At 67.5% G+C, this 18,655-nt stretch carries 15 protein-coding genes and 1 tRNA gene; 11 read left to right on the plus strand and 5 right to left on the minus strand.

The genetic code is table 11. The features are described 5' to 3' along the window. The first annotated feature begins 51 nt into the window (after nucleotides 1–51). From D1604_RS05450 to D1604_RS05460, 3 genes are all read left to right on the plus strand, one after another. A complete protein-coding gene (locus D1604_RS05450; protein WP_119412542.1) occupies nucleotides 52–1,398 on the plus strand; it encodes an ATP-binding response regulator in 1,347 nt (448 codons plus the stop codon). An 85-nt stretch (nucleotides 1,399–1,483) separates the two neighbouring features. Beyond that, a complete protein-coding gene (locus tag D1604_RS05455; RefSeq protein WP_119412543.1) occupies nucleotides 1,484–2,218 on the plus strand; it encodes a DUF4893 domain-containing protein in 735 nt (244 codons plus the stop codon). Between the two features lie 83 nt (nucleotides 2,219–2,301). Continuing rightward, entirely contained in the window at nucleotides 2,302–2,706 is a 405-nt protein-coding gene (locus D1604_RS05460) for a hypothetical protein (protein WP_119412544.1), read from the plus strand. A 61-nt stretch (nucleotides 2,707–2,767) separates the two neighbouring features. On the opposite strand, the gene D1604_RS05465 is transcribed toward D1604_RS05460, so the two are convergent. The 3 genes from D1604_RS05465 to D1604_RS05475 all read right to left on the minus strand — a co-directional run bounded on the left by D1604_RS05465 (nucleotide 2,768) and on the right by D1604_RS05475 (nucleotide 7,388). Beyond that, nucleotides 2,768–4,420, minus strand: a complete 1,653-nt coding sequence (locus D1604_RS05465) for a serine hydrolase (protein WP_119412545.1) — start codon at nucleotides 4,418–4,420, stop codon at nucleotides 2,768–2,770. 70 nt (nucleotides 4,421–4,490) lie between these two features. After that, a complete protein-coding gene (locus tag D1604_RS05470) occupies nucleotides 4,491–6,401 on the minus strand; it encodes a BCCT family transporter (RefSeq protein WP_119412546.1) in 1,911 nt (636 codons plus the stop codon). A gap of 111 nt (nucleotides 6,402–6,512) precedes the next feature. Beyond that, entirely contained in the window at nucleotides 6,513–7,388 is an 876-nt protein-coding gene (locus D1604_RS05475; protein ID WP_199683699.1) for an isoaspartyl peptidase/L-asparaginase family protein, read from the minus strand. Nucleotides 7,389–7,497: 109 nt separating this feature from the next. Between D1604_RS05475 and D1604_RS05480 the strand changes: the two genes are divergently transcribed. After that, a complete protein-coding gene (locus D1604_RS05480) occupies nucleotides 7,498–8,499 on the plus strand; it encodes an NADPH:quinone oxidoreductase family protein (RefSeq protein WP_119412548.1) in 1,002 nt (333 codons plus the stop codon). A gap of 21 nt (nucleotides 8,500–8,520) precedes the next feature. On the opposite strand, the gene D1604_RS05485 is transcribed toward D1604_RS05480, so the two are convergent. Next, on the minus strand, nucleotides 8,521–8,925 hold the full coding sequence (locus D1604_RS05485; RefSeq protein ID WP_024355156.1) for a YkvA family protein: 405 nt from the start codon (nucleotides 8,923–8,925) through the stop codon (nucleotides 8,521–8,523). Nucleotides 8,926–8,979: 54 nt separating this feature from the next. Here D1604_RS05485 and D1604_RS05490 point away from each other — a divergent pair, with 54 nt between their 5' ends. The 7 genes from D1604_RS05490 (at nucleotide 8,980) to D1604_RS05520 (ending at nucleotide 17,560) form a co-directional block, all read left to right on the plus strand. Beyond that, nucleotides 8,980–9,762 carry an SDR family oxidoreductase gene (locus D1604_RS05490; RefSeq protein WP_119412549.1) on the plus strand — a complete coding sequence of 261 codons (783 nt, stop codon included), beginning with the start codon at nucleotides 8,980–8,982 and terminating at the stop codon, nucleotides 9,760–9,762. Nucleotides 9,763–10,032: 270 nt separating this feature from the next. Beyond that, nucleotides 10,033–10,107 (plus strand) — tRNA-Gly (locus D1604_RS05495). Between the two features lie 116 nt (nucleotides 10,108–10,223). Next, the gene (locus tag D1604_RS05500) at nucleotides 10,224–10,799 is read left to right on the plus strand and encodes a hypothetical protein (protein WP_147399881.1); all 576 of its coding nucleotides are present in this window, start codon (nucleotides 10,224–10,226) and stop codon (nucleotides 10,797–10,799) included. A 190-nt stretch (nucleotides 10,800–10,989) separates the two neighbouring features. Then, entirely contained in the window at nucleotides 10,990–13,827 is a 2,838-nt protein-coding gene (locus D1604_RS05505; protein ID WP_119412551.1) for a TonB-dependent receptor, read from the plus strand. A 189-nt stretch (nucleotides 13,828–14,016) separates the two neighbouring features. Next, a complete protein-coding gene (gene lpdA / locus D1604_RS05510; RefSeq protein WP_119412552.1) occupies nucleotides 14,017–15,444 on the plus strand; it encodes a dihydrolipoyl dehydrogenase in 1,428 nt (475 codons plus the stop codon). 136 nt (nucleotides 15,445–15,580) lie between these two features. Next, nucleotides 15,581–16,669 (plus strand): DUF5694 domain-containing protein, encoded by a 1,089-nt coding sequence (locus tag D1604_RS05515; RefSeq protein ID WP_233551911.1) that lies wholly within the window; start codon nucleotides 15,581–15,583, stop codon nucleotides 16,667–16,669. A 99-nt stretch (nucleotides 16,670–16,768) separates the two neighbouring features. Further along, nucleotides 16,769–17,560: an SDR family oxidoreductase gene (locus D1604_RS05520; protein ID WP_119412553.1), complete on the plus strand. Its 792-nt coding sequence runs from the start codon at nucleotides 16,769–16,771 to the stop codon at nucleotides 17,558–17,560. Here D1604_RS05520 and D1604_RS05525 read toward each other — a convergent pair. Next, nucleotides 17,547–18,581 (minus strand): pepsin/retropepsin-like aspartic protease family protein, encoded by a 1,035-nt coding sequence (locus tag D1604_RS05525; RefSeq protein WP_158584917.1) that lies wholly within the window; start codon nucleotides 18,579–18,581, stop codon nucleotides 17,547–17,549. The two genes, D1604_RS05520 and D1604_RS05525, sit on opposite strands and share 14 nt — an antisense overlap. Between the last annotated feature and the right edge of the window lie 74 nt (nucleotides 18,582–18,655).

Raw genomic sequence — 18,655 nt, forward strand, 5'->3', positions numbered from 1 at the left:
AGACAAATACAACCTTTGGTGGCCACTCTTCCCGCTCTGGGAGGAAGGCTGATGGAATTATTCGTCTTTGTAGTCGCTCTCTGTCTGGCGACAGGCGTCGCCGGGGTCCGGCTGTCTTTCCGGGCGCATCGACGCATCGGCGCGGTCCAGCGTCTTCATGACGGCCAGCTGGACGGCGCCCGTCGCCGCGTCGCCGAGCTCGAGGCCGCTCTGACGCAGTCCGATGCGGCGCGCCTGCGCGCCGAGGAAGACGCCTTTCAGGGCCGTCGTCGACATGCCGATCTGATCCGCGTCGTCAGTCGTCAGATGCGCACGCCGCTGGAGGGCGTGCTGGGCTTTTCGGATCTGCTGCGGCTGAACGCAGGGGGCGAGCCGCTCAGCCATCGCCAACGGCAGGCGGCCGAGCGCATCGGCGAAGCGGCGACGCGCCTGCTGACGCTGGTGGAGGGCATGAGCGCACTGGCCGAGGCCGAACGGCCGGCGACGGGCCAGCTTCAACGCGTCGATCCCCTGTTGCTGGCGCACCGCGCCTGTCTGCCCCTGCTGCAGGATGCAGAGGCGGCCAAGGTGTCGCTGGTCCTGCCGGAGCCTCAGGCCGGGCTGACCGCGATGGCGGATCCTGAACGCCTGATGCGCGTCTTCGCCGATGTGATCGCGGGCGCGGTGCGCCGCAGCGACCCCGGCGGCTCTGTGGCGATCCAGGCGCGCCGTCTTGGCGGCGAGCTCCAGGTGACGGTTCGCGATAACGGTCCCGGTCTATCGTCGGCTCAGCTTGAAACCCTGTTCCAGCCGCTCGCCGCCCACGCCATCGCCGTCGCGGGCGAAGAGGGGACCCGCGCGCCGTGGCCCGGACTGGCCCCTGCCCGGAGACGGCTCCAAGCCATGCAGGGACGCCTTGAAGCGCTCAGCGCCGAGGGGCGGGGCGCCGCCTTCGTCATCAGCCTGCCTTCCGCCGAAGGGGCTTCGGCGGATACGGCGCCGTATGCGGATCGGCTGTTGCCGGAACTGGCGCGTCTGCCGCACGGCGTCATCCTCTATGTGGCGAAGGACAAGGCCGCCGTCGCCCTGATGCGGCGTCTGGTGCAGGATTTCGGCGGATTGCAGCTTCATGTCGCCGGCTGCGCCGCCGAGGGTGTCGCGATGGCGCGCGACCTGCGCCCGGACGCCGTCGTGCTTGATCTGGATATGGCGGCTGACGCGGGCGCGGCATTTCTGGAGGAACTGGGCAGGGACCGGACGACGTCTTGCATCCCTGTGCTGGCGGTCAGTTCGGACTGCGGCGTTTCCAGGCTCGCCGGCGTGGCCGTGGTGCTGCACCGCCCGGTCTCGGTGGCGGGGCTGGCGCAGGCGTTGACGCGCACTCTCGGCGGAACGCACGCGATGCGCGCCGCGTCATAAGTCGCGGCTCAGGGTTGACGCGGAGGGCCGCGACGGCTTCCTAGAGAAATGGGGCTTTCGATCCCGTTCGTAAGGGAAACCCGCTATGCAGCGCTCGCCGATCCGTTTCTGCCGGCCAGCCCATGTCCGCACCGGCTTGATCACGCTGTCGCTGTCGGCTGTGCTCGCCGCGTGCGCCACGACCCCGCCGCCGCCGCCTCCCCCGCCGCCGCCCCCTTCCATTCCGGCCGTGCCGGATGCGCCGACGGGCGCCGTTCTGGCGGACTGGCGCGGCGTCATCACCGCCGCCGATCGTGATCGTTATCAACGCCGGGCCGCCGCCTGGTCGTTGGCTTTGGAACAGTCCAGGCGTCAGACGGGTTCGGGCGACCTGGCGTCGCTGGGCGATCTGATCGACCCGGCCGCGACGCGGGCGGGCGTGACTCCGCCTGAGGGCGCCTATCGCTGCCGGACGGTCAAGCTGGGCTCTCAGGGCGGCGATGGCGGTCTGGGTTATGTCGTCTACGGCTGGTTCGCCTGCCGTATCGAGAACACCGCCCTGGGGCTGAAGCTGACCAAGCTCAGCGGCTCGCAACGCCAGGCGGGCCTGCTGTTCCCCGAAAATGATCGTGAAATGGTCTTCCTCGGCTCGATGGCCCTGGCGTCGGAACCGGCCGCGCGCACCTATGGCCAGCGGCCTGAGCGCGACATGGTCTCGGTGCTGGAGCGAATCGGCGAAAGCCGCTGGCGGCTGGTGACGCCCTGGCCGGCCAATGAATCCAATCTCGACATTCTGGAGCTGGTTCCGGCCCCTGCCGCAACGCCGACGCGCCGACGCTGATCGGCGTCGTCATGATGCTTGACCGCAGGCGGCTCTCGCCGCCACCTTGCGCGTCTCTTTTGCTTTAGCTTCAGGACAAGCCCATGCGCGGCGTCGGCCTCACCCTTGGATCCATCGTCGGCATCGTCGCCGTCCTGGCGATCGTGCTGATCGGCTTTCCGACCTACAACGTCTATTCCAAGCAGATGGCCGGCCGCGCGGCCTATGAGGAAGCGGTGCAGAACCGCCGCATCCGCGTGCTGGAGGCCCAGGCCGCCCTGGACTCGGCCAAGCTGACCGCCGCCGCCGAGATCGAGCGCGCCAAGGGCGCCAATGAAGCCAACCGCATCATGGCTGAGGCGCTTGGCGGGCCGGAGGCCTATCTGCGCTGGTCCTATATCAACATGCTGCAGGAGACGGCCGGCAAGGACGGCCGCCAGACCATCTACATCCCCACCGAAGCCGGAATGCCGATCCTGGAAGCCGGTCAGCGCCCGCCGGCGCGCTGATCCGGTTGTGGCGATGAAATGAAGAAGGGGCGGCTTGTCGAGGCCGCCCCTTTTGCTTCCATCACACCCGCGTCAGCCGCAGGTCCTGATAGTCGTAGCTGAAGTCGATATCCGGCGAGACGCCCTTGATCGTGGCGGTGGCGGGCTTGGCCGTGGCGATGCTGAAGGTGACGAAGGCGTCTTCTTCGCGCTTGTCGGGGAAGCGGGTGCGGAAGGTCTCGCCGTCATAGGGCTCCAGCCAGCCCTGCAGCGCCGGGGTGTGGGTGAAGCGCAGCCACAGGCCGGACTTGCGGTTGCGGCCGCGCCCCTCGGTCTTCGGTTCGATGACGATGTCGCCGTACCAGGGATCGCGCCAGGTTCCGGCATAGGCCTCCAGCGGCATGGAGGGCGGCGCGCCCGCCGCCTGTTTGGCGTCGATCTCGACGGCGGCCTTCAGCGATTTCTCGATCCCCTCGGCCTCGATGCGTTTGGAATCGGCGATCCAGTCGACGTCGACCTTGTTCATGGCGATGTCGGACAGGCCGGAGCGCAGGGCGCGTAAGAGGAAGCTTTCTTCGGCGTTGGTGAAGACGGAAAAGCCGATCTTGCGGCCGGGGATCAGCACCGTGGCCGAGATGCCGCCGGGCGAGCCGCCGCCGTGCGTCGCCAGCCGCTCGCCGCGATAGTCCTGAACCTGCAACCCCATGGCGTAGGTCGAGGCCACGGCCCGATTGGGCAGGGCCGCCGTTGGTCCGTTGGACGAGGAGACCACGATGTTTGGCTTGTACATCTCCCGCGCGGCGGCTTCGGAGAACAGGCGCGAGCCGTCGGCCAGCTTGCCGTCGTTCAGGCGCACGGCGATCCATTTGGCCCAGTCATGGGCGCTGGCGCAGATGCCGCCCGCCGCCGCCGCCGAATCCCAGTTCCACACCTCTACGATGGAATCCGCGATCTGGGTCATCGGCCCCTGATAGCGCAGGGGCGGCCCGACGCGGCCGTGGGGCAGGGCGGACTTGGCCGGGGCGGCCAGGCGGGCCAGGGGCACGCTTTCGCTCATGCCGACCTTGTCGAAGATGCGGGTCTGGACGAAGTCCTCCCACGACAGGCCCGACACCTTTTCGATCACCGCCCCCGCGACCACGAACATCAGGTTGCAGTAGTTATAGCCTTCGCGGAAACCGCCCTTGATCGGCACGAAGGCGGCCTGGGCCAACACCTGCGCGCGCGTCCGGTCGCTGTTGGGCCAGAACAGCAGGTCGCCGGCGCCCAGGCCGAAACCGGCGCGATGGCTCAGCGTGTCGCGCACGGTGATCTGCTCGCTCACCAGCGGGTCGGACAGGGTGAAGCCCGGCAGATAGGTGCGGATGGGCTCGTCCCACTTCACCTTGCCCTCGTCGACCAGAATGGCCAGGCAGGCGGCGGTGACGTTCTTGGAGTTGGAGGCGATGGCGAACAGGGTGTGTTCGTCGGCCGGTTCGGCCTTGCCCTGACGGCGCACGCCGTAACCCTTGGCCAGCACCGTCTTGCCGTCCCGGACCAGAGCCAGCGACACGGCGGGCTGCTCCGGCCAGGCGGCCATGCAGCGCTGCACCCAGGCGTCGGCGGCGGCGGCGATCTCCTCGTCGGAGCGCGTATCGGCGCTGGTCTGGGCCCAGCCGCTCGCGGGCAGGGCCGCGCCCGTGGCGGCGAAGGCGGAAGAGATCAGCGCCGCTCGGCGCGACAGGCGGATGGACATCAAGAACGCTCCCGAAGACTGAACGGCGACGCTAACGCCGCCGGTCCGCCGGGCCAAGGGGGAGTCTGACCTAGGCGGCCAGTCGCCACCTTTGCAGGTGCTCCAGCACGTCCGCCACGATCTGGGCGCGGGTGAAGCCGGTCACGTCGCGCGGGCGCGTGCCGTCGCCGGTCACGGCGCTGAGCCGCCATTCCAGGGCGCGGCGGCTTTCGGGCGCCTCCAGCGCGGTCAGGGCTGGACGAGGTCGCGACCGGGCGCCCAGTCGATACAGGAAGTCCCGCCCGTTGGCGTGCTCGACCCGCAGCCAGACGCCGTTGTCGTCGCTCTGAACTTCGCTGTTCTCCAGCCCCTCGGCGGCCACGGCGGCGCGCACCTCTTCCAGCGCCGGGGCGCCGTGGCGGGCGATCTGGCGATCGATATCGCGGCGGCTGGCGGGGGCCAGGATACGCTTGAGCTGTTCGCGCAGCGGCGCCGCCTCGGTCTCGACGGCCTCGCCCCTCAGGTCGGCGGTCATCTGCCGCGCCAGGCCGAAACAGGCCAGGATCATGATGACGGCGAAGGGTAGGGCCGCCACCAGTGTCGCCGCCTGCAGGGCGCCGAGCCCGCCGGCCAGCAGCAGCAGGGCGGCCGCCAGCCCCTGCAGCACGCACCAGTAGATGCGTTGCCAACGCGGCGTGTCCTCGGCGCCGCCCGAGGCCAGGGTGTCGATCACCAGAGAGCCTGAATCCGCCGACGTGACGAAGAAGACGGCGACCAGGGCGATGGCCAGAACCGATGTGATCGCCGTGCCCGGCAGATACTCCAGGAAGCGGAACAGGGCCGTCGACAGGTCCGCCTGAACGGCGTCCGAGATCGCCCCCGCCGCCCCGCCCAGATCCAGGCTCATGGCGGTGTTGCCGAAAACCGTCATCCACAGGAAGGTGAAGGCCGACGGCACCAGCAGCACGCCGATCAGGAATTCCCGAACGGTCCGCCCGCGCGAGATGCGGGCGATGAACATGCCCACGAACGGCGACCAGGCGATCCACCAGGCCCAGTAGAACAACGTCCAGTCCGCCATCCAGGCGCGCGGCTCATAGGCGTAGAGGGTGAAGGTGCGGACGAAGAAATGATCCAGATAGAGGCCTAAATTCTGCACATAGGCCCGCAGCAGGAACAGCGTCGGCCCCGTGACCAGCACGAACAGCATCAGGCAGACGGCCAGCACCAGGTTCAACTCCGACAGGCGCCGCACGCCCTTGTCTACGCCTGTCAGCACTGAAATCGTCGCTGCGCCCATGACCACTGCGATCAGGGAGACCTGCATCACCACAGTGCTGGACACCCCGAAGACGTAGTTGAGACCTGAGTTCATCTGGGCGACGCCCAGCCCCAGGGAGGTGGCGATGCCGAACAGAGTGCCGCAGATGGCGAAGATGTCGACCGCATCGCCCAGCCAACCATTCACCCGCTTGCCCAATAGGGGATAGAGACTTGACCGCATGGTCAGGGGCAGACCCTTCCGGTGCGCGAAATAGCCCAGGCTGAGGCCGACCACGGCGTAGATGGCCCAGGCATGCACGCCCCAGTGGGTATAGGTGATGACCATGGCCTCGCGCGCGGCGTTCAGCGTGCCGGGCTGGGCTTCGGGCGGGGCGATGTAATGCTGAACCGGCTCGGCCACGGCGAAATACATCAGGCCGATGCCCATGCCCGCAGCGAACAGCATGGCCAGCCAGGAGACGTAGGGAAAGTCCGGTTCGGCATCGTCCGGCCCCAGCTTCAGCCGTCCGGTCGGCCCGACCGCCAGCACCGTCACAAACAGCAGGAAGCCCGCCACCGAGGCCACGTAGAACCAGCCGAAGGTGTCGATGACCCAGGCCTGGGCGCGCCCGAACAGAAGGTCGGACGTAGCGGGCGCCATCAGGGCGAGCAGCAGAAGCCCTCCCGCGATGGCGCTGGCTCCCCAGAAGACGCGCGGGTTCATCTTGGTTGTCAGCATGGGGGCCAAGCGCCCGGCAAAGCTTATGGTTCCCAAGGGGGCGCCTACCGTCTGCGCCTATAGCCAGGGCGAGACGTCAGCTTCTGTTGAAGATGGGCGGAAGCAGGCTGTTTATCCCCCGAACACCTCGACGCTGATCGCGCCGTCGGTCGTCAGCCAGGCGCGCTTCATGCCCTGGCTGTTGTAGGGGGCGGCGATGTTCCCCTCGCGGTCCAGGGCGATCAGGCCGCCGTCGCCGCCCAGGGCGCCGATGCGGTCGACCACGCTCTGAGAGGCCTGGGCCAGCGACTGACCGGCGGCGACGCCGAAGGCGGTGCGTGCGGCGGCGGCGACGCGGATGAAATACTCGCCCTGGCCGGTGCAGGAGACGGCGGCGTGCTCGTCGGCCCAGGTTCCGGCGGCGGGAATGGGAGTGTCGCCGACGCGGCCCGGCATCTTGCCGAACACGCCCGCCGTCGAGGTGGCGGCGGCCAGGCGGCCCTGGCTGTCCAGCACGCAGCAGCCGACGGTGCCGTGGCTCAACATGCTGGGCGGGTGGTTGTCCTCGCCCTTGCCGGCGCCGGTGAACCAGGCGGCGGGGTCCTCCACGCGCGTCAGGCCCTGTTCGGCGGCGAAGCGGGCGGCGCCGTTCCCGGCCAGCATGACGTGGGGCGTGCGATCCATCACCGCGCGGGCGGCGACGACCGGGTTGCGGAATCCCTGCAGGGCGGCGACGGCCCCGGCTTTGCCGGTCGCGCCGTCCATCAGGCTGGCGTCCAGCTCATATTCGCCCGCCAGATTGGGCGAGGCGCCACGTCCGGCGACATAGAGGCCGGAATCTTCCAGCATGACGACCGCCTCGACGGCTGCGTCCAGCGCCGAGGCTCCGGCGTCCAGCCGCGCCTTCATCGCCTCGACCACCTCGCGCATGTTGGCGACCTCGGCGTCGTAGTTGCGCTCGCGTCGGGCGCCGGCGCCGCCGTGAAGGATGAGGGCGGGTTTCGCCATGATCGTCTCCTCAGAACCCATTCGGCCTCTTTGCATCGGGCCGCAGGCTGATTAGCGTCACCGGCGTGTCGGCGCCACGGTCGACGGGGGATAGCTGAAAAGAGTTCTTATGCGCGCAGTCCTGTCCAAGGCCCCCGGCGGCCCGGAAACGCTCGTCGTCGAGGAGGTCATGGACCCCACGCCCGGACCGGGCGAGGTGGTGATCGAGGTCAAGGCCGTGGGCGTCAACTATCCCGACGCCCTGATCATCGCCGACAAATACCAGTTCAAGCCTGAGCGTCCCTTCGCGCCGGGGGCCGAGGTCGCGGGCGTGGTCGACGCCGTCGGCGAGGGGGTGAAGGGCGTGTTCCGGGGCGAGCGCGTCGTCGCCGTGCCCGGCTGGGGCGGCATGGTCGAGCGGCTGAAGGTCAGGGCCGAGACCCTGATCCCCATTCCCGACAGCATGGACTATGAGACCGCCGCCGCCTTCATTATGACCTACGGCACCAGCTACTACGCCCTGAAGGATCGGGCGCAGCTGCAGCCGGGGGAGACCCTGCTGGTGCTGGGCGCGGCAGGGGGCGTCGGCGCGGCCGCCGTCGAGCTGGGCAAGGCGATGGGCGCGCGCGTGGTCGCCGCCGCCTCGACCAACGACAAGGTGGAGTTCGCGCTGGAGCTGGGGGCCGACAACGGCCTGATCTACCCTTCCGGCCCGATGGACAAGGCGGCCCAGAAGGCGCTGTCGGGCGAGTTCAAGCTGTCGACCGGCCGCGACGGCGCCGATGTGGTGTTCGATGGCGTCGGCGGCGACTACGCCGAACCGGCCCTGCGCGCGATGGACTGGAACGGCCGCTATCTGGTGGTGGGCTTCCCGGCGGGTATTCCGTCGCTGCCGCTGAACCTGACCTTGCTGAAGTCGGTGTCGGTGGTCGGCGTCTTCTGGGGCGCGGCCGTCGCCCGCGATCCCAAGGCTCATGCCGCGAACATGGCCGAACTGATGCAGCTCTACGCCGAGGGCAAGATCAAACCGCGCGTCAGCCGCACCTTCCCGCTGGAACGCGCCCATGAGGCCATTCAGGCGCTCAGCGACCGCACGGCTGTCGGCAAAATCGTGGTGAAGGTCGAGGATTGATCGATCCAAGGGGAGAAGGATTTATTCCTCGTCCTCCCGCAACCGCTTCAGCGCCTGCGCCGCCTGATCGTGGTGGCGGGGTTTCAGGTGGGCGCCGAGGGTGGCCAGGACGGCGGCGATCACCGCAGCGTCGTCGGTGAAGCCGATGCCGACGAAGACGTCGGGAATGGCGTCCACCGGCATGACGAAATAGGCCAGCGCGCCCAGGATCAGACCCTTGGCCGCCAGCGGTGTCTTTGGATCCTGGGCCGCGTACCAGGCGGCGACCGCCTGCTGGGCGAAGGGGATGCGGGCGGCGGTGCGCCGCATCTTGGGCCAGAAACCCTTGCGCACGCGCATCTCGTTCACCTTCTGCACGGCGGGAACCAAGGCTTTCTCAGGATTGATGGCGTCATTGGGCGACACCCCGTTGGTCTTTGCGGTCATGGCCGCTAAATCCTCGCACGAGCACTCGGTTCAATCGAATATAGGACGACTTCCATGAAACTCGACGCTTCGATCGCGGCGGTGGTGACGGGCGGGGCTTCGGGCCTCGGCGAAGGTACGGCGCGCGCCCTGGCGGCCAAGGGCGTCAAGGTCGCCCTGTTCGACCTGAACGAAGAGCGCGGCGAGGTCATCGCCCAGGAGATCGGCGGCGTCTTCTGCAAGGTCGACGTGACCTCCGACGACAGCGTCAAGGCCGGGTTCGAGAAGGCCCGCGCCGCTCACGGACAAGAGCGTCTGACTGTCAACTGCGCCGGCATCGCCACGGGCCAGAAGACCGTCAGCCGCCAGCGCGACACCGGCGAGATCCGCGCCCACGACATGGCCCAGTTCGAGCGCACCGTCTCGATCAACCTGTTCGGGACCTTCCGCGTCCTGTCGCAGTCGGCGGCGGGCATGGTCACGCTGGAGCCGATGGAAGACGGCGAGCGCGGCCTGATCGTCAACACCGCCTCGGTCGCGGCCCAGGACGGCCAGATCGGCCAGGCGGCCTATTCGGCGTCCAAGGGCGGCGTCTACGCCATGACCCTGCCGGTGGCGCGCGACCTGATGAACGAGGGCGTGCGGGTCAACACCATCCTGCCGGGCATCATGTGGACGCCGATGATGGCGGGCATGGATCAGAAGGTGCAGGACGCCCTGGCCGCCATGATCCCCTTCCCCAAGCGTCTGGGCACGCCGGCCGACTACGCCGCCCTGGCCCTGCATCTGGCCGAGAACACCTACATCAACGGCGAGTGCATTCGTCTGGACGGGGCTATACGCCTCGCCCCTCGCTAAGCGAGGCGGCTGAAGGCCGCTAACGCTCGCCGCGCGGCGGCTCGCTGCTTGAGCGGGCAGCGCGCATAAGGGGCTGACAGCTCTGCTTTGAAGCGGCCTCCGAGGCGTCCATGCGGGCGTTTCGGGGGCCGTTTTCGTGTGAAGTTTCAGGGCTATTCGAAAAATATCGACGGATTGAGCGAAAATCGAAAAAGGGGCTTGCGCGATCCGAAGCCGGTCCGCTATACGCCCCTTCCTCGACGGGGAGCAGCACATCGCTCCCAACGGAGTGCGGGCGTAGCTCAGGGGTAGAGCATCACCTTGCCAAGGTGAGGGTCGGGCGTTCGAATCGCCTCGCCCGCTCCAGTCGAGTATGAAATCCGGGGCCAGCGGGAAGACCGCCGGCCCCGATTTTCGTTTTGGCGGTCATTGATCTTTCCGGCGCCCTGGTCGACGTTGGCATCCTTTAAAAGGGGCAGGCGGTGAATCTTGAGAATATCCCCGTTCATTTGATCAAGCTGGGCGTGACGGGTTTTATTCTGAGCGCCATCGGTTTGAGCGCCTGGGGTTTCAGATTGCTTCGTCGCGTGCGCCCAGGTGAAATCCGGGGATCGTCTCAAGTTTTTGGCCTTGGCGTTGTCAGCATAGCCTTTGGTTCTTTCATTCTGTCGTTGGGTGCATTCGGGAGCGACTTGTCCGCGAACGGGCAGTTGGCTTGGTGGCTTGCTCTCGTCGTGTGTTTCCTTGGATCCGGCGTGCTGCTCGTCGGAACTCAGATAGGGGTGCTGGCCCGCTTCGACGAGTTCGGAGTGTCTGTACGGTGGATCACGGGACGCGTGGAGCGGATGGTATGGTCTGACTTCCGTCGCGTCAGGCAGGGCCGTTTCTTCTGGTCAGGCGCTGTCTTTGAACGAGGAAAGGGACGGCCCTTTCTGTTGTCTAGCGACGCTGGCGGCGCAGACGCCTTAATGCTGGCGGCTCAGGCGGCGGGAGTGGCGGGAGTAGACGCCTTCAATCTCCCGCCCTTGGGGGAGGCGGTCAGCAGTCATAAGGACTGACCGCCGTCGCTGACGCGATTTGGCGACGACTGATAGAGAATGGTCCGGGCCGGGATCAACTGTCGCGGTTCCGTGTTCCGCGCGCAGATTCCTTTTCGTCAAACCGTCGCTGCCGCGTCGCCGCTGCGCATTAGCCCTCCCCGCCAGAACCGGAGCGCCAGATGCGGCGCCGGGCGTCGGGGACAAGCACATGAAGCTCGGACTTCTTCTCAGCGCGGCGAGCCTGCCGCTTATTTTCGCCGTGACCGCTCAGGCTGCTGATGTGGCGGCTGATGTCGACGCGGCCCCGGCCGCCGTGGCGGCTGTGGCGGGCGACGGTCTGATCGGGCGCGTCGTCAGCGCCGACGGCTCGCCGCTGCCGGGCGTCGAGATCATCGATCGCGCCAGCGGACGCCGCGCGGTCAGCAACAGCCAGGGCGAGTTCAATCTGGGCGGGGTTTCCGGTCAGGTGACGCTGGAGGCGCGCTACATCGGCCTGCCGACCGCGACGCAGACCGTCGCCGCCGCGCCGGGCCGCCTGACCTCGGTCACCGTCATGATGGGATCCGGCGATGCGGTCGCTGTGGCCGACGTCGTGGTCAACGGCGTCATCACCGACGGCGTGGCTCGCTCGCTGAACCAGCAGAAGAACGCCGACGGCACGGTCAATGTCCTGTCGGCCGACGCCATCGGCCGCTATCCCGATCCGAACGTGGCGGAATCGCTGCAGCGGGTGCAGGGCGTCGCCATTCAGCGCGACCAGGGCGAGGGCCGCTATATCAACGTGCGCGGGGCGCCGTCTTCCTTTACGGCCGTGTCCGTCGACGGCGTCGCCATTCCGGCGGTCAGCCCGACGACGCGCGCCGTCGACCTGGACACCCTGCCCAGCGACATCGTGTCGAGCGTCGAGGTCTCCAAGACCCTGATCCCGTCTCAGGACGCCGACTCCATCGCCGGGGCGGTCGAGATCAAGACCCGCTCCCCCTTCGACAAGCGCCGTCTGGCGGTCAGCGGCTATGCGGGCGGCAGCTATAACGATTATGGCGGCTCGGACACGCGGGCGGGCGCGACGATCTCCGACGTTTTCGGCCCGGACCAGACCTTCGGCGCCCTGCTGTCGCTCAGCTATTCGGAGACCAACCGTCGCCCCGACAACGTGGAGAACGCCTGGGTCTATGACGAAGATTCCGGCCGTTATCTGATCGAAGAGACGCTGTTCAAGGACTATGAGACCAAACGCACGCGTCAGGCCCTGACCGGCGCCCTGGAATGGCGCCCCGGCGACAATCTGCGCGCCTGGGTGCGCGGTTCATACGCCGAGTTCGAGGACGATGAATACCGCGACACGCTGCGGTTCGGCTATTCGGACGGCAAGATCCAGGCGGGCGCGACCGATCATGCGGCGACCTTCACCGGCGCGCGCATCTACAAGGCGCTGCGTCACCGCACGCAGAACAACCAGATCACCACCCTGAACACCGGCGTCGAGCGCACCTTCGGCAACGGCGCCGTGTGGGATGCGGCCCTGTCGTGGGCCAAGAGCGAGCAGACCTATCCGCATCGTGACGAACTGGTCTTCCGCTCAGGATCGCAGACTCTGAGCTATGACACGAGCGACCATTATCAGCCGACCTATTCGGCCTTCGCCGACCCGAACGGCTATTATCTGAACGCCGCCAACTACAGCTTCCGCGAGAACAGCTTCCGCTCGAACGCGACGACGCAGGAAGATGTGGCGTTCAGGACCAACTATGAGCTGCCTGCCGTCATCGGCGACCGCGAAGTCACGCTGAAGTTCGGCGCCAAATACAGCACCCGCGACGTAGCGGCCGACGAGGAGCGTTTCCGCGACCGCAACGCCGCTGTCAGCCCCGGCGACATGGGGCCGCTGCTGTCGGGCCGCGAGTCGCAGAACTATGACTACCGCCTCGGCTACAAGCTGGATCACGGTCAGATAGCGGATTATTTCGAGCGTGTTCGCGCGGCGTCGACCAATCCCGATCCGGCCGCGGACGTGCGCCGAATCCCCCAGTCGATCACGGCCGACTACACCGCCAATGAAGATGTGCTGGCGGCCTATGGCCAGGCGCGCTTTGACGTCGGCGCGACCAATGTCCTGGTCGGCCTGCGCGTCGAGAAGACGGACTTCGAGGGTTCGGCGCTCAACGTCCCGGCGTCAGGCGACCCGGTGAGGGTGACGGTTCAGCGCGACCAGACCGACTTCTTCCCCAATCTGACGCTGCGCCATAGCTTCAGCGAGCAGTTGGTCGGCCGCTTCGCCCTGACGCGGGCCATTTCGCGGCCGGACTATACCGACATCGTGCCGCGTGTTCTGGATACCACCGACAGCGGCCGCACCACCGTGTCGCGCGGCAATCCCGACCTGAAGCCGACCCTGTCGAACAACATCGACGCGGGACTGGAATACTATCTGCGGCCGCTGGGCGTGGTCTCGGCCAACGCCTTCTACAAGGACCTGTCGAACTACCGCTTCACTCTGGTGACCGACGGCGCGCCCTATGAGCCGTCGCCGACGGGAGTAGCGACCATCACGGAGGCGCTCAATGCGCCGGACGGCCACCTGATGGGCATTGAGTTCAACTGGCAGCAGACCTTCGACTTCCTGCCGGGCTGGGCGTCGGGCTTCGGCGTCTTCGCCAACTACACCCTGACGGACGCCGAGATCAAAACCAGCCGGACCTATGGCGGGCGCGACCGCTTCACCCTGCCGGGCCAGTCGGACGCCACCTATAATCTGGCCCTCTTCTATGAGCGCAGCGGCCTCAGCGCGCGGGTGTCCTACACCCATCGCGGCGACTATCTGGAAGAGATCAACGCCGAAAATCCTGGCCTAGACCTGTGGGTCGAAGGGCGCGGCCAATTGGACTTCACCGCCTCCTACGACTTCGGCAACGGGATCGAGGTGTTCGGCGAGGCCAAGAACCTGACCGACACGGCGGGCGTCCGCTACTACGGCTCGCGCGAGCGGACCTATGAGTATGAGAAGTTCGGCTACAACGTCTTCATGGGCGTGCGCTTCAAATACTGATCGGTTCATTGCGGCTGAAAACGGAAGGCCGGGCGGCGACGCCCGGCCTTTTGCTTCTCTCGGCATGGCCCTCGCCGGGATCAGGGCCTATATGGACCGTGGCGGTTGACCCCGCCGGGGCTGGCGCTAGTGTCCGCGCCGCTTCTTTTTTCAGCGCCTGCCCGGCGCCCGAACAAGTCAGAGGACCTCATGGCCGACGCCGCTTCCCAGACCTACGACGTGGTGATCATCGGGGGCGGGCCGGGCGGCTACAACGCCGCCATCCGCGCCGGACAACTGGGCCTGAAGGCCGCCCTGGTCGAAAAGCGCTCCACGCTGGGCGGCACCTGCCTGAACGTCGGCTGCATGCCGTCCAAGGCCCTGCTGCACGCCTCGGAACTGTATGAGGCCGCCAACAACGAATTCGCCGGCATCGGCATCGAGGTGAAGCCCAAGCTGAACCTGGCCCAGATGCACAAGGCCAAGGACGACAGCGTCGAGGCCCTGACCAAGGGCATCGAATTCCTGATGAAGAAGAACAAGGTCGACGTGGTGAAGGGCTTCGGCCGCATCGCGGGTCAGGGCAAGGTCGAGGTCGAGGCCGAGGGCGGCGCCAAGACCACGCTCGACACCAAGAACATCGTCATCGCCACCGGCTCCGAGCCGACCCCGCTGCCGGGCGTCGATTTCGAGGACGGCAAGGTCATCGACAGCACCGGCGCCCTGTTCCTGCCCAAGGTTCCCAAGCATCTGATCGTCATCGGCGCGGGCGTCATCGGCCTTGAGCTCGGCTCAGTCTGGCGTCGTCTGGGCGCCCAGGTCACGGTCGTGGAGTTCCTCGACAAGGTCGGCGCGGGCATGGACGGCGAAGTCGCCACCGCCTTCCAGCGCGGCCTGACCAAGCAGGGCATGACCTTCCGCATGGGCACCAAGGTCACCGGCGCCAAGACCTCCAAGGACGGCGTTGAACTGACGCTGGAGCCCGCCAAGAAAAGCGAAAATGGGGGCGGCGAGGCTGAAACCCTGAAGGGCGACGTGGTGCTGGTCGCCATCGGCCGCCGTCCCTACACCGCCGGTCTGGGGCTGGAGACGGTCGGCGTCACGCCGGATCAGCGCGGTTTCATCGCCAACGATCACTTCAAGACCTCGGCGCCGGGCGTCTGGGTCATCGGCGACGTGACGCACGGCCCGATGCTGGCCCACAAGGCCGAGGAAGACGCCGTGGCCGTGATCGAGCTGATCGCGGGCAAGCCGGGCCACGTCGACTATGACCTGGTGCCGTCGGTCATCTACACCGGCCCGGAAGTGGCCTGGGTCGGCAAGACCGAAGAGGCGCTGAAGGCCGCGGGCGTCAACTACAAGAAGGGTAAATTCCCTTTCGCAGCCAACAGCCGCGCCAAGATCAACCACGAGACCGAGGGCTTCGTGAAGGTTCTGGCCGACGCCGCGACGGACAAGGTTCTCGGCGTCCACATCTATGGCCCGCAGGCGGGCGAGCTGATCGGCGAAGCCTGCATGACGATGGCCTTCGGCGGCGCCTCGGAAGACGTGGCCCGCACCTGCCACCCGCACCCGACCCGCTCGGAAGCCTTCCGTCAGGCGGCCATGGGCGTCGAAGGCTGGACGATGCAGGCGTAAGCCTTTCCGGGTTTTCCGGCTGAAATCAGAACGGCGCGTCCTGCATGGGGCGCGCCGTTTTCGTTGCTGAAACTTAACTTGTCGGCGCCTGAGCCTGCCTTCAGTTTTCCCGCGCAACAACGGGAGCGAAGGTGAAATGATGCGTCTGGCGATCGGATTGACGGCGGCGACCTGGGCGATGATCGGCTCTGTCGCCACGGCGCAGGACTATCGCCCCACCTTTCATCCGGACCAGTTGAAAGGCCCACCGGCGGGCGCCTTCAATGAGGTTTTGGTGCTGGGTTCGCCGCACCTGTCCGACCTGCCGGACAGCTTCCGCGCCGAACAGCTTCAGCCGCTGCTGACTCGACTGGAGGCCTGGCGGCCGACCGCTATCGCCGTCGAAAACCTGTCGGGCCTGCAGTGCGACTTCATGCGGCGCTATCCGTCCCGCTATGCGGAATCGGTCGAGGCCTTCTGCTATGACCCGTCCGACGAAGGCCGGGCGCTGGGCATGGACGTGCCGACGGCCAACGCCGAGGTGGAGCGTCTGCTGGAGGCCTGGCCCGAGGCGCCGACGGCGGCCGATCGGCGACGTCTGGCGGCGCTCTTCCTCGCCGCGGGAGAGCCGGGTTCCGCCTCGGTGCAATGGCTTCGTCTGCCCGCTACGGAGCGGGTGGCGGGCGACAGCCTGACGGCGGAAATGGCGGCTGCCCTGGACCGCCGGATGACCCGGAAGAACGAGGTCGACCTGGTCGCGGCCGTACTGGCGGCGCGGCTGGGGCATGAGCGCCTGTGGGCGGTCGATGATCACACGGCGGACTCTGCAACCCGGCCTGATGAGGAAGAGGCGCAGGCCAAGGCGATCATGGCGGCCTGGGACAATCCCTATGTCCAGGCGCGCAAGGACGCAGACCAGCGGCTGTATGTCGACCTGGAGCGTCCGGACGGCGTGCTGAACATCTATCGCGACTACAACACGCCGGACACGCAGATGGTCGTCTATCGTTCGGATTTCGGCGCGACCCATGTGGAGCCCTCGCCGCAGGCGTTCGGGCGTCGCTATCTCGGCTACTGGGAGACGCGGAACCTGCGCATGGTCGCCAATATGCGCGACGTGCTGGGACGTTATCCAGGCACGCGGATGCTGACCATCGTCGGCGCTTCTCACAAGGGCTACTACGAAGCCTATCTGAATCAGATGCACGACGTGCGGCTGGTCAGCTCGGATGAGGTGCTGCGCTAGTTTCCTTCTCTCTCCCGCGACTTTGGTCGACGGGCCTCGCAATCGGCCGCGCCTGCGCCCATGTCAGCGGCCAAAGCTTCTTGAAGCAGGGGAAACAGCATGGACCTTCAACTCACCGGCAAGCGCGCCCTGATCTGCGGCGGCTCCAGCGGACTTGGCCGCGCGGTGGCGACGGCTCTTGTGGCCGAAGGCGCGCATGTGGCTCTCCTGTCGCGCGATGCGGTCAAGCTGCAGGCCGTGGCCGATGACCTGAACGCCATGGGGCCGGGCCGGGCGATCATCGCGCCCGCCGATCTGGCCGATCACGACGCCCTGCTGAAGGCGGTGGATGTCGCCGAGGAAGGACTGGGCGGGCCGATCCAGATCCTGCTGAACAACACCGGCGGGCCGCCGCCGTCGGGCGTGGCGGGGCTGGACCCGGCGCTGTGGCGCGAGCAGTTCGAGGCCATGGTGCTGTCGGTCTTCCGTCTGACCGATCGGGTGATGCCGGGGATGCGGTCGATGGGCTGGGGCCGGGTGCTGAACGTCGCCTCGACCAGCGTGATCGAGCCGATCGGGACGCTGGGCGTGTCCAACACCCTGCGCGCTTCCGTGGCGGCCTGGGCCAAGACGCTGGCGGGCGAGGTCGCGGCCAATGGGGTGACGGTCAACACCCTGCTGCCGGGCAGGATCGACACGCCGCGGATTGAGCGGCTGGATGCCGCCCGCGCCGCCGCCACCGGCGTCGAACCTGACGAGGCCCGCGCGGAATCGGTCAAGACCATCCCGGCCGGACGCATCGGCACAACTGAAGAGTTCGGCGCCGTCGCCGCCTTTCTGGCCAGCCCGCTGGCGGGCTATGTGACCGGCTCGCTGATCCGGGTGGACGGCGGAGCGGTCAGGGCGATCTGAGGCCGGGAACGGCGGCGGGCCGCCGCACCAGGCCGCCCAGGGTCACGGCTCCGCGCCCATAATCCAGCGTCACCTGGCTGAACCGGGTCAGGATGTCTGCGCCCAGCAACAGGGCGGGGCGTTCGATCAGATTCAGGATACGAAAGGCGTGAAGATCGCCGAACAGCAGGGGTGTCGGCCCCAGATCGCGCCGCGCCAGCCTTAGATCAGCCACTTCGCCGGACCGCACCAGCAAGGATTGGCCGATCACGCCATAGACCCGCAACAAGGGGCGCTCGACCCGTCCCAGCCGCGAATCCAGCGCCCGCATGAGCGCGCGATTGCCGATCGAATACTGGGCGCCGCTGTCGATGAAGGCGACGGACGGAACGCCGTCAGCGGCGACCTGAGTCAGGATCAACTGGCTGAAACGTCCCGAGCGGACATCGGTGATGTCCTGGCCCACGCGGCTGGCCCGCCCGCCGAAGGACAGGCCGCGCCGCACGACGTCTGCGCCCGAGGCCGCCAGCATGACGCGCCGCCGCCGCAGGTCCAGCGTCAGCCGAAAGCGCGACAGCACGTCCAGTCCCAGAAGGCCGTCGGCGCCCAGCAGTCCAGAGGGAAAGACCGGCAGGACCAGGTCGGCGAAACGCCGCCCGGAAAAGGCCAGATGCGGCAGGCGTACGGTCGGCGTCATCTGGGCGGCGGTGATGCCGTGCACCAGGACGGGCGGGCCGGAGGAAAGGTCCAGCGCTTGCGCCAACCGGTCGGAGACCGCGCTGCGTTCCGCGCCTGTGTCGATGACGAACAGCGCTTTGCGCCCGTTCAGATCGACCTCGACCCCGATGCGCGTCAGAAGGTTCGTCAGCAGACGCGCCTCGGCGTCGGGCGGAGGCGCCGGACCCGCCGCCTCTTGCGGCCAGGCGGGCGCGGCCAGCAGAAGCCCGGTCTGGGCTAGCAAGGTCTGGGCCAGCAGGGTCAGGGCCGCTCGACGGCTGGACGTGAGGCGATCAGACTCGGAAACGAGAATCGGTCTGCGCACGCGCGTGAACTCCCGTTCCGCGATCGATCCCCGAGGAGGAAACTGGCGCCTTTTCGATGCGCTGAACAGTCCGC

The sequence above is a fragment of the Brevundimonas sp. LPMIX5 genome (assembly GCF_003576505.1).
Lineage (GTDB): Bacteria > Pseudomonadota > Alphaproteobacteria > Caulobacterales > Caulobacteraceae > Brevundimonas > Brevundimonas naejangsanensis.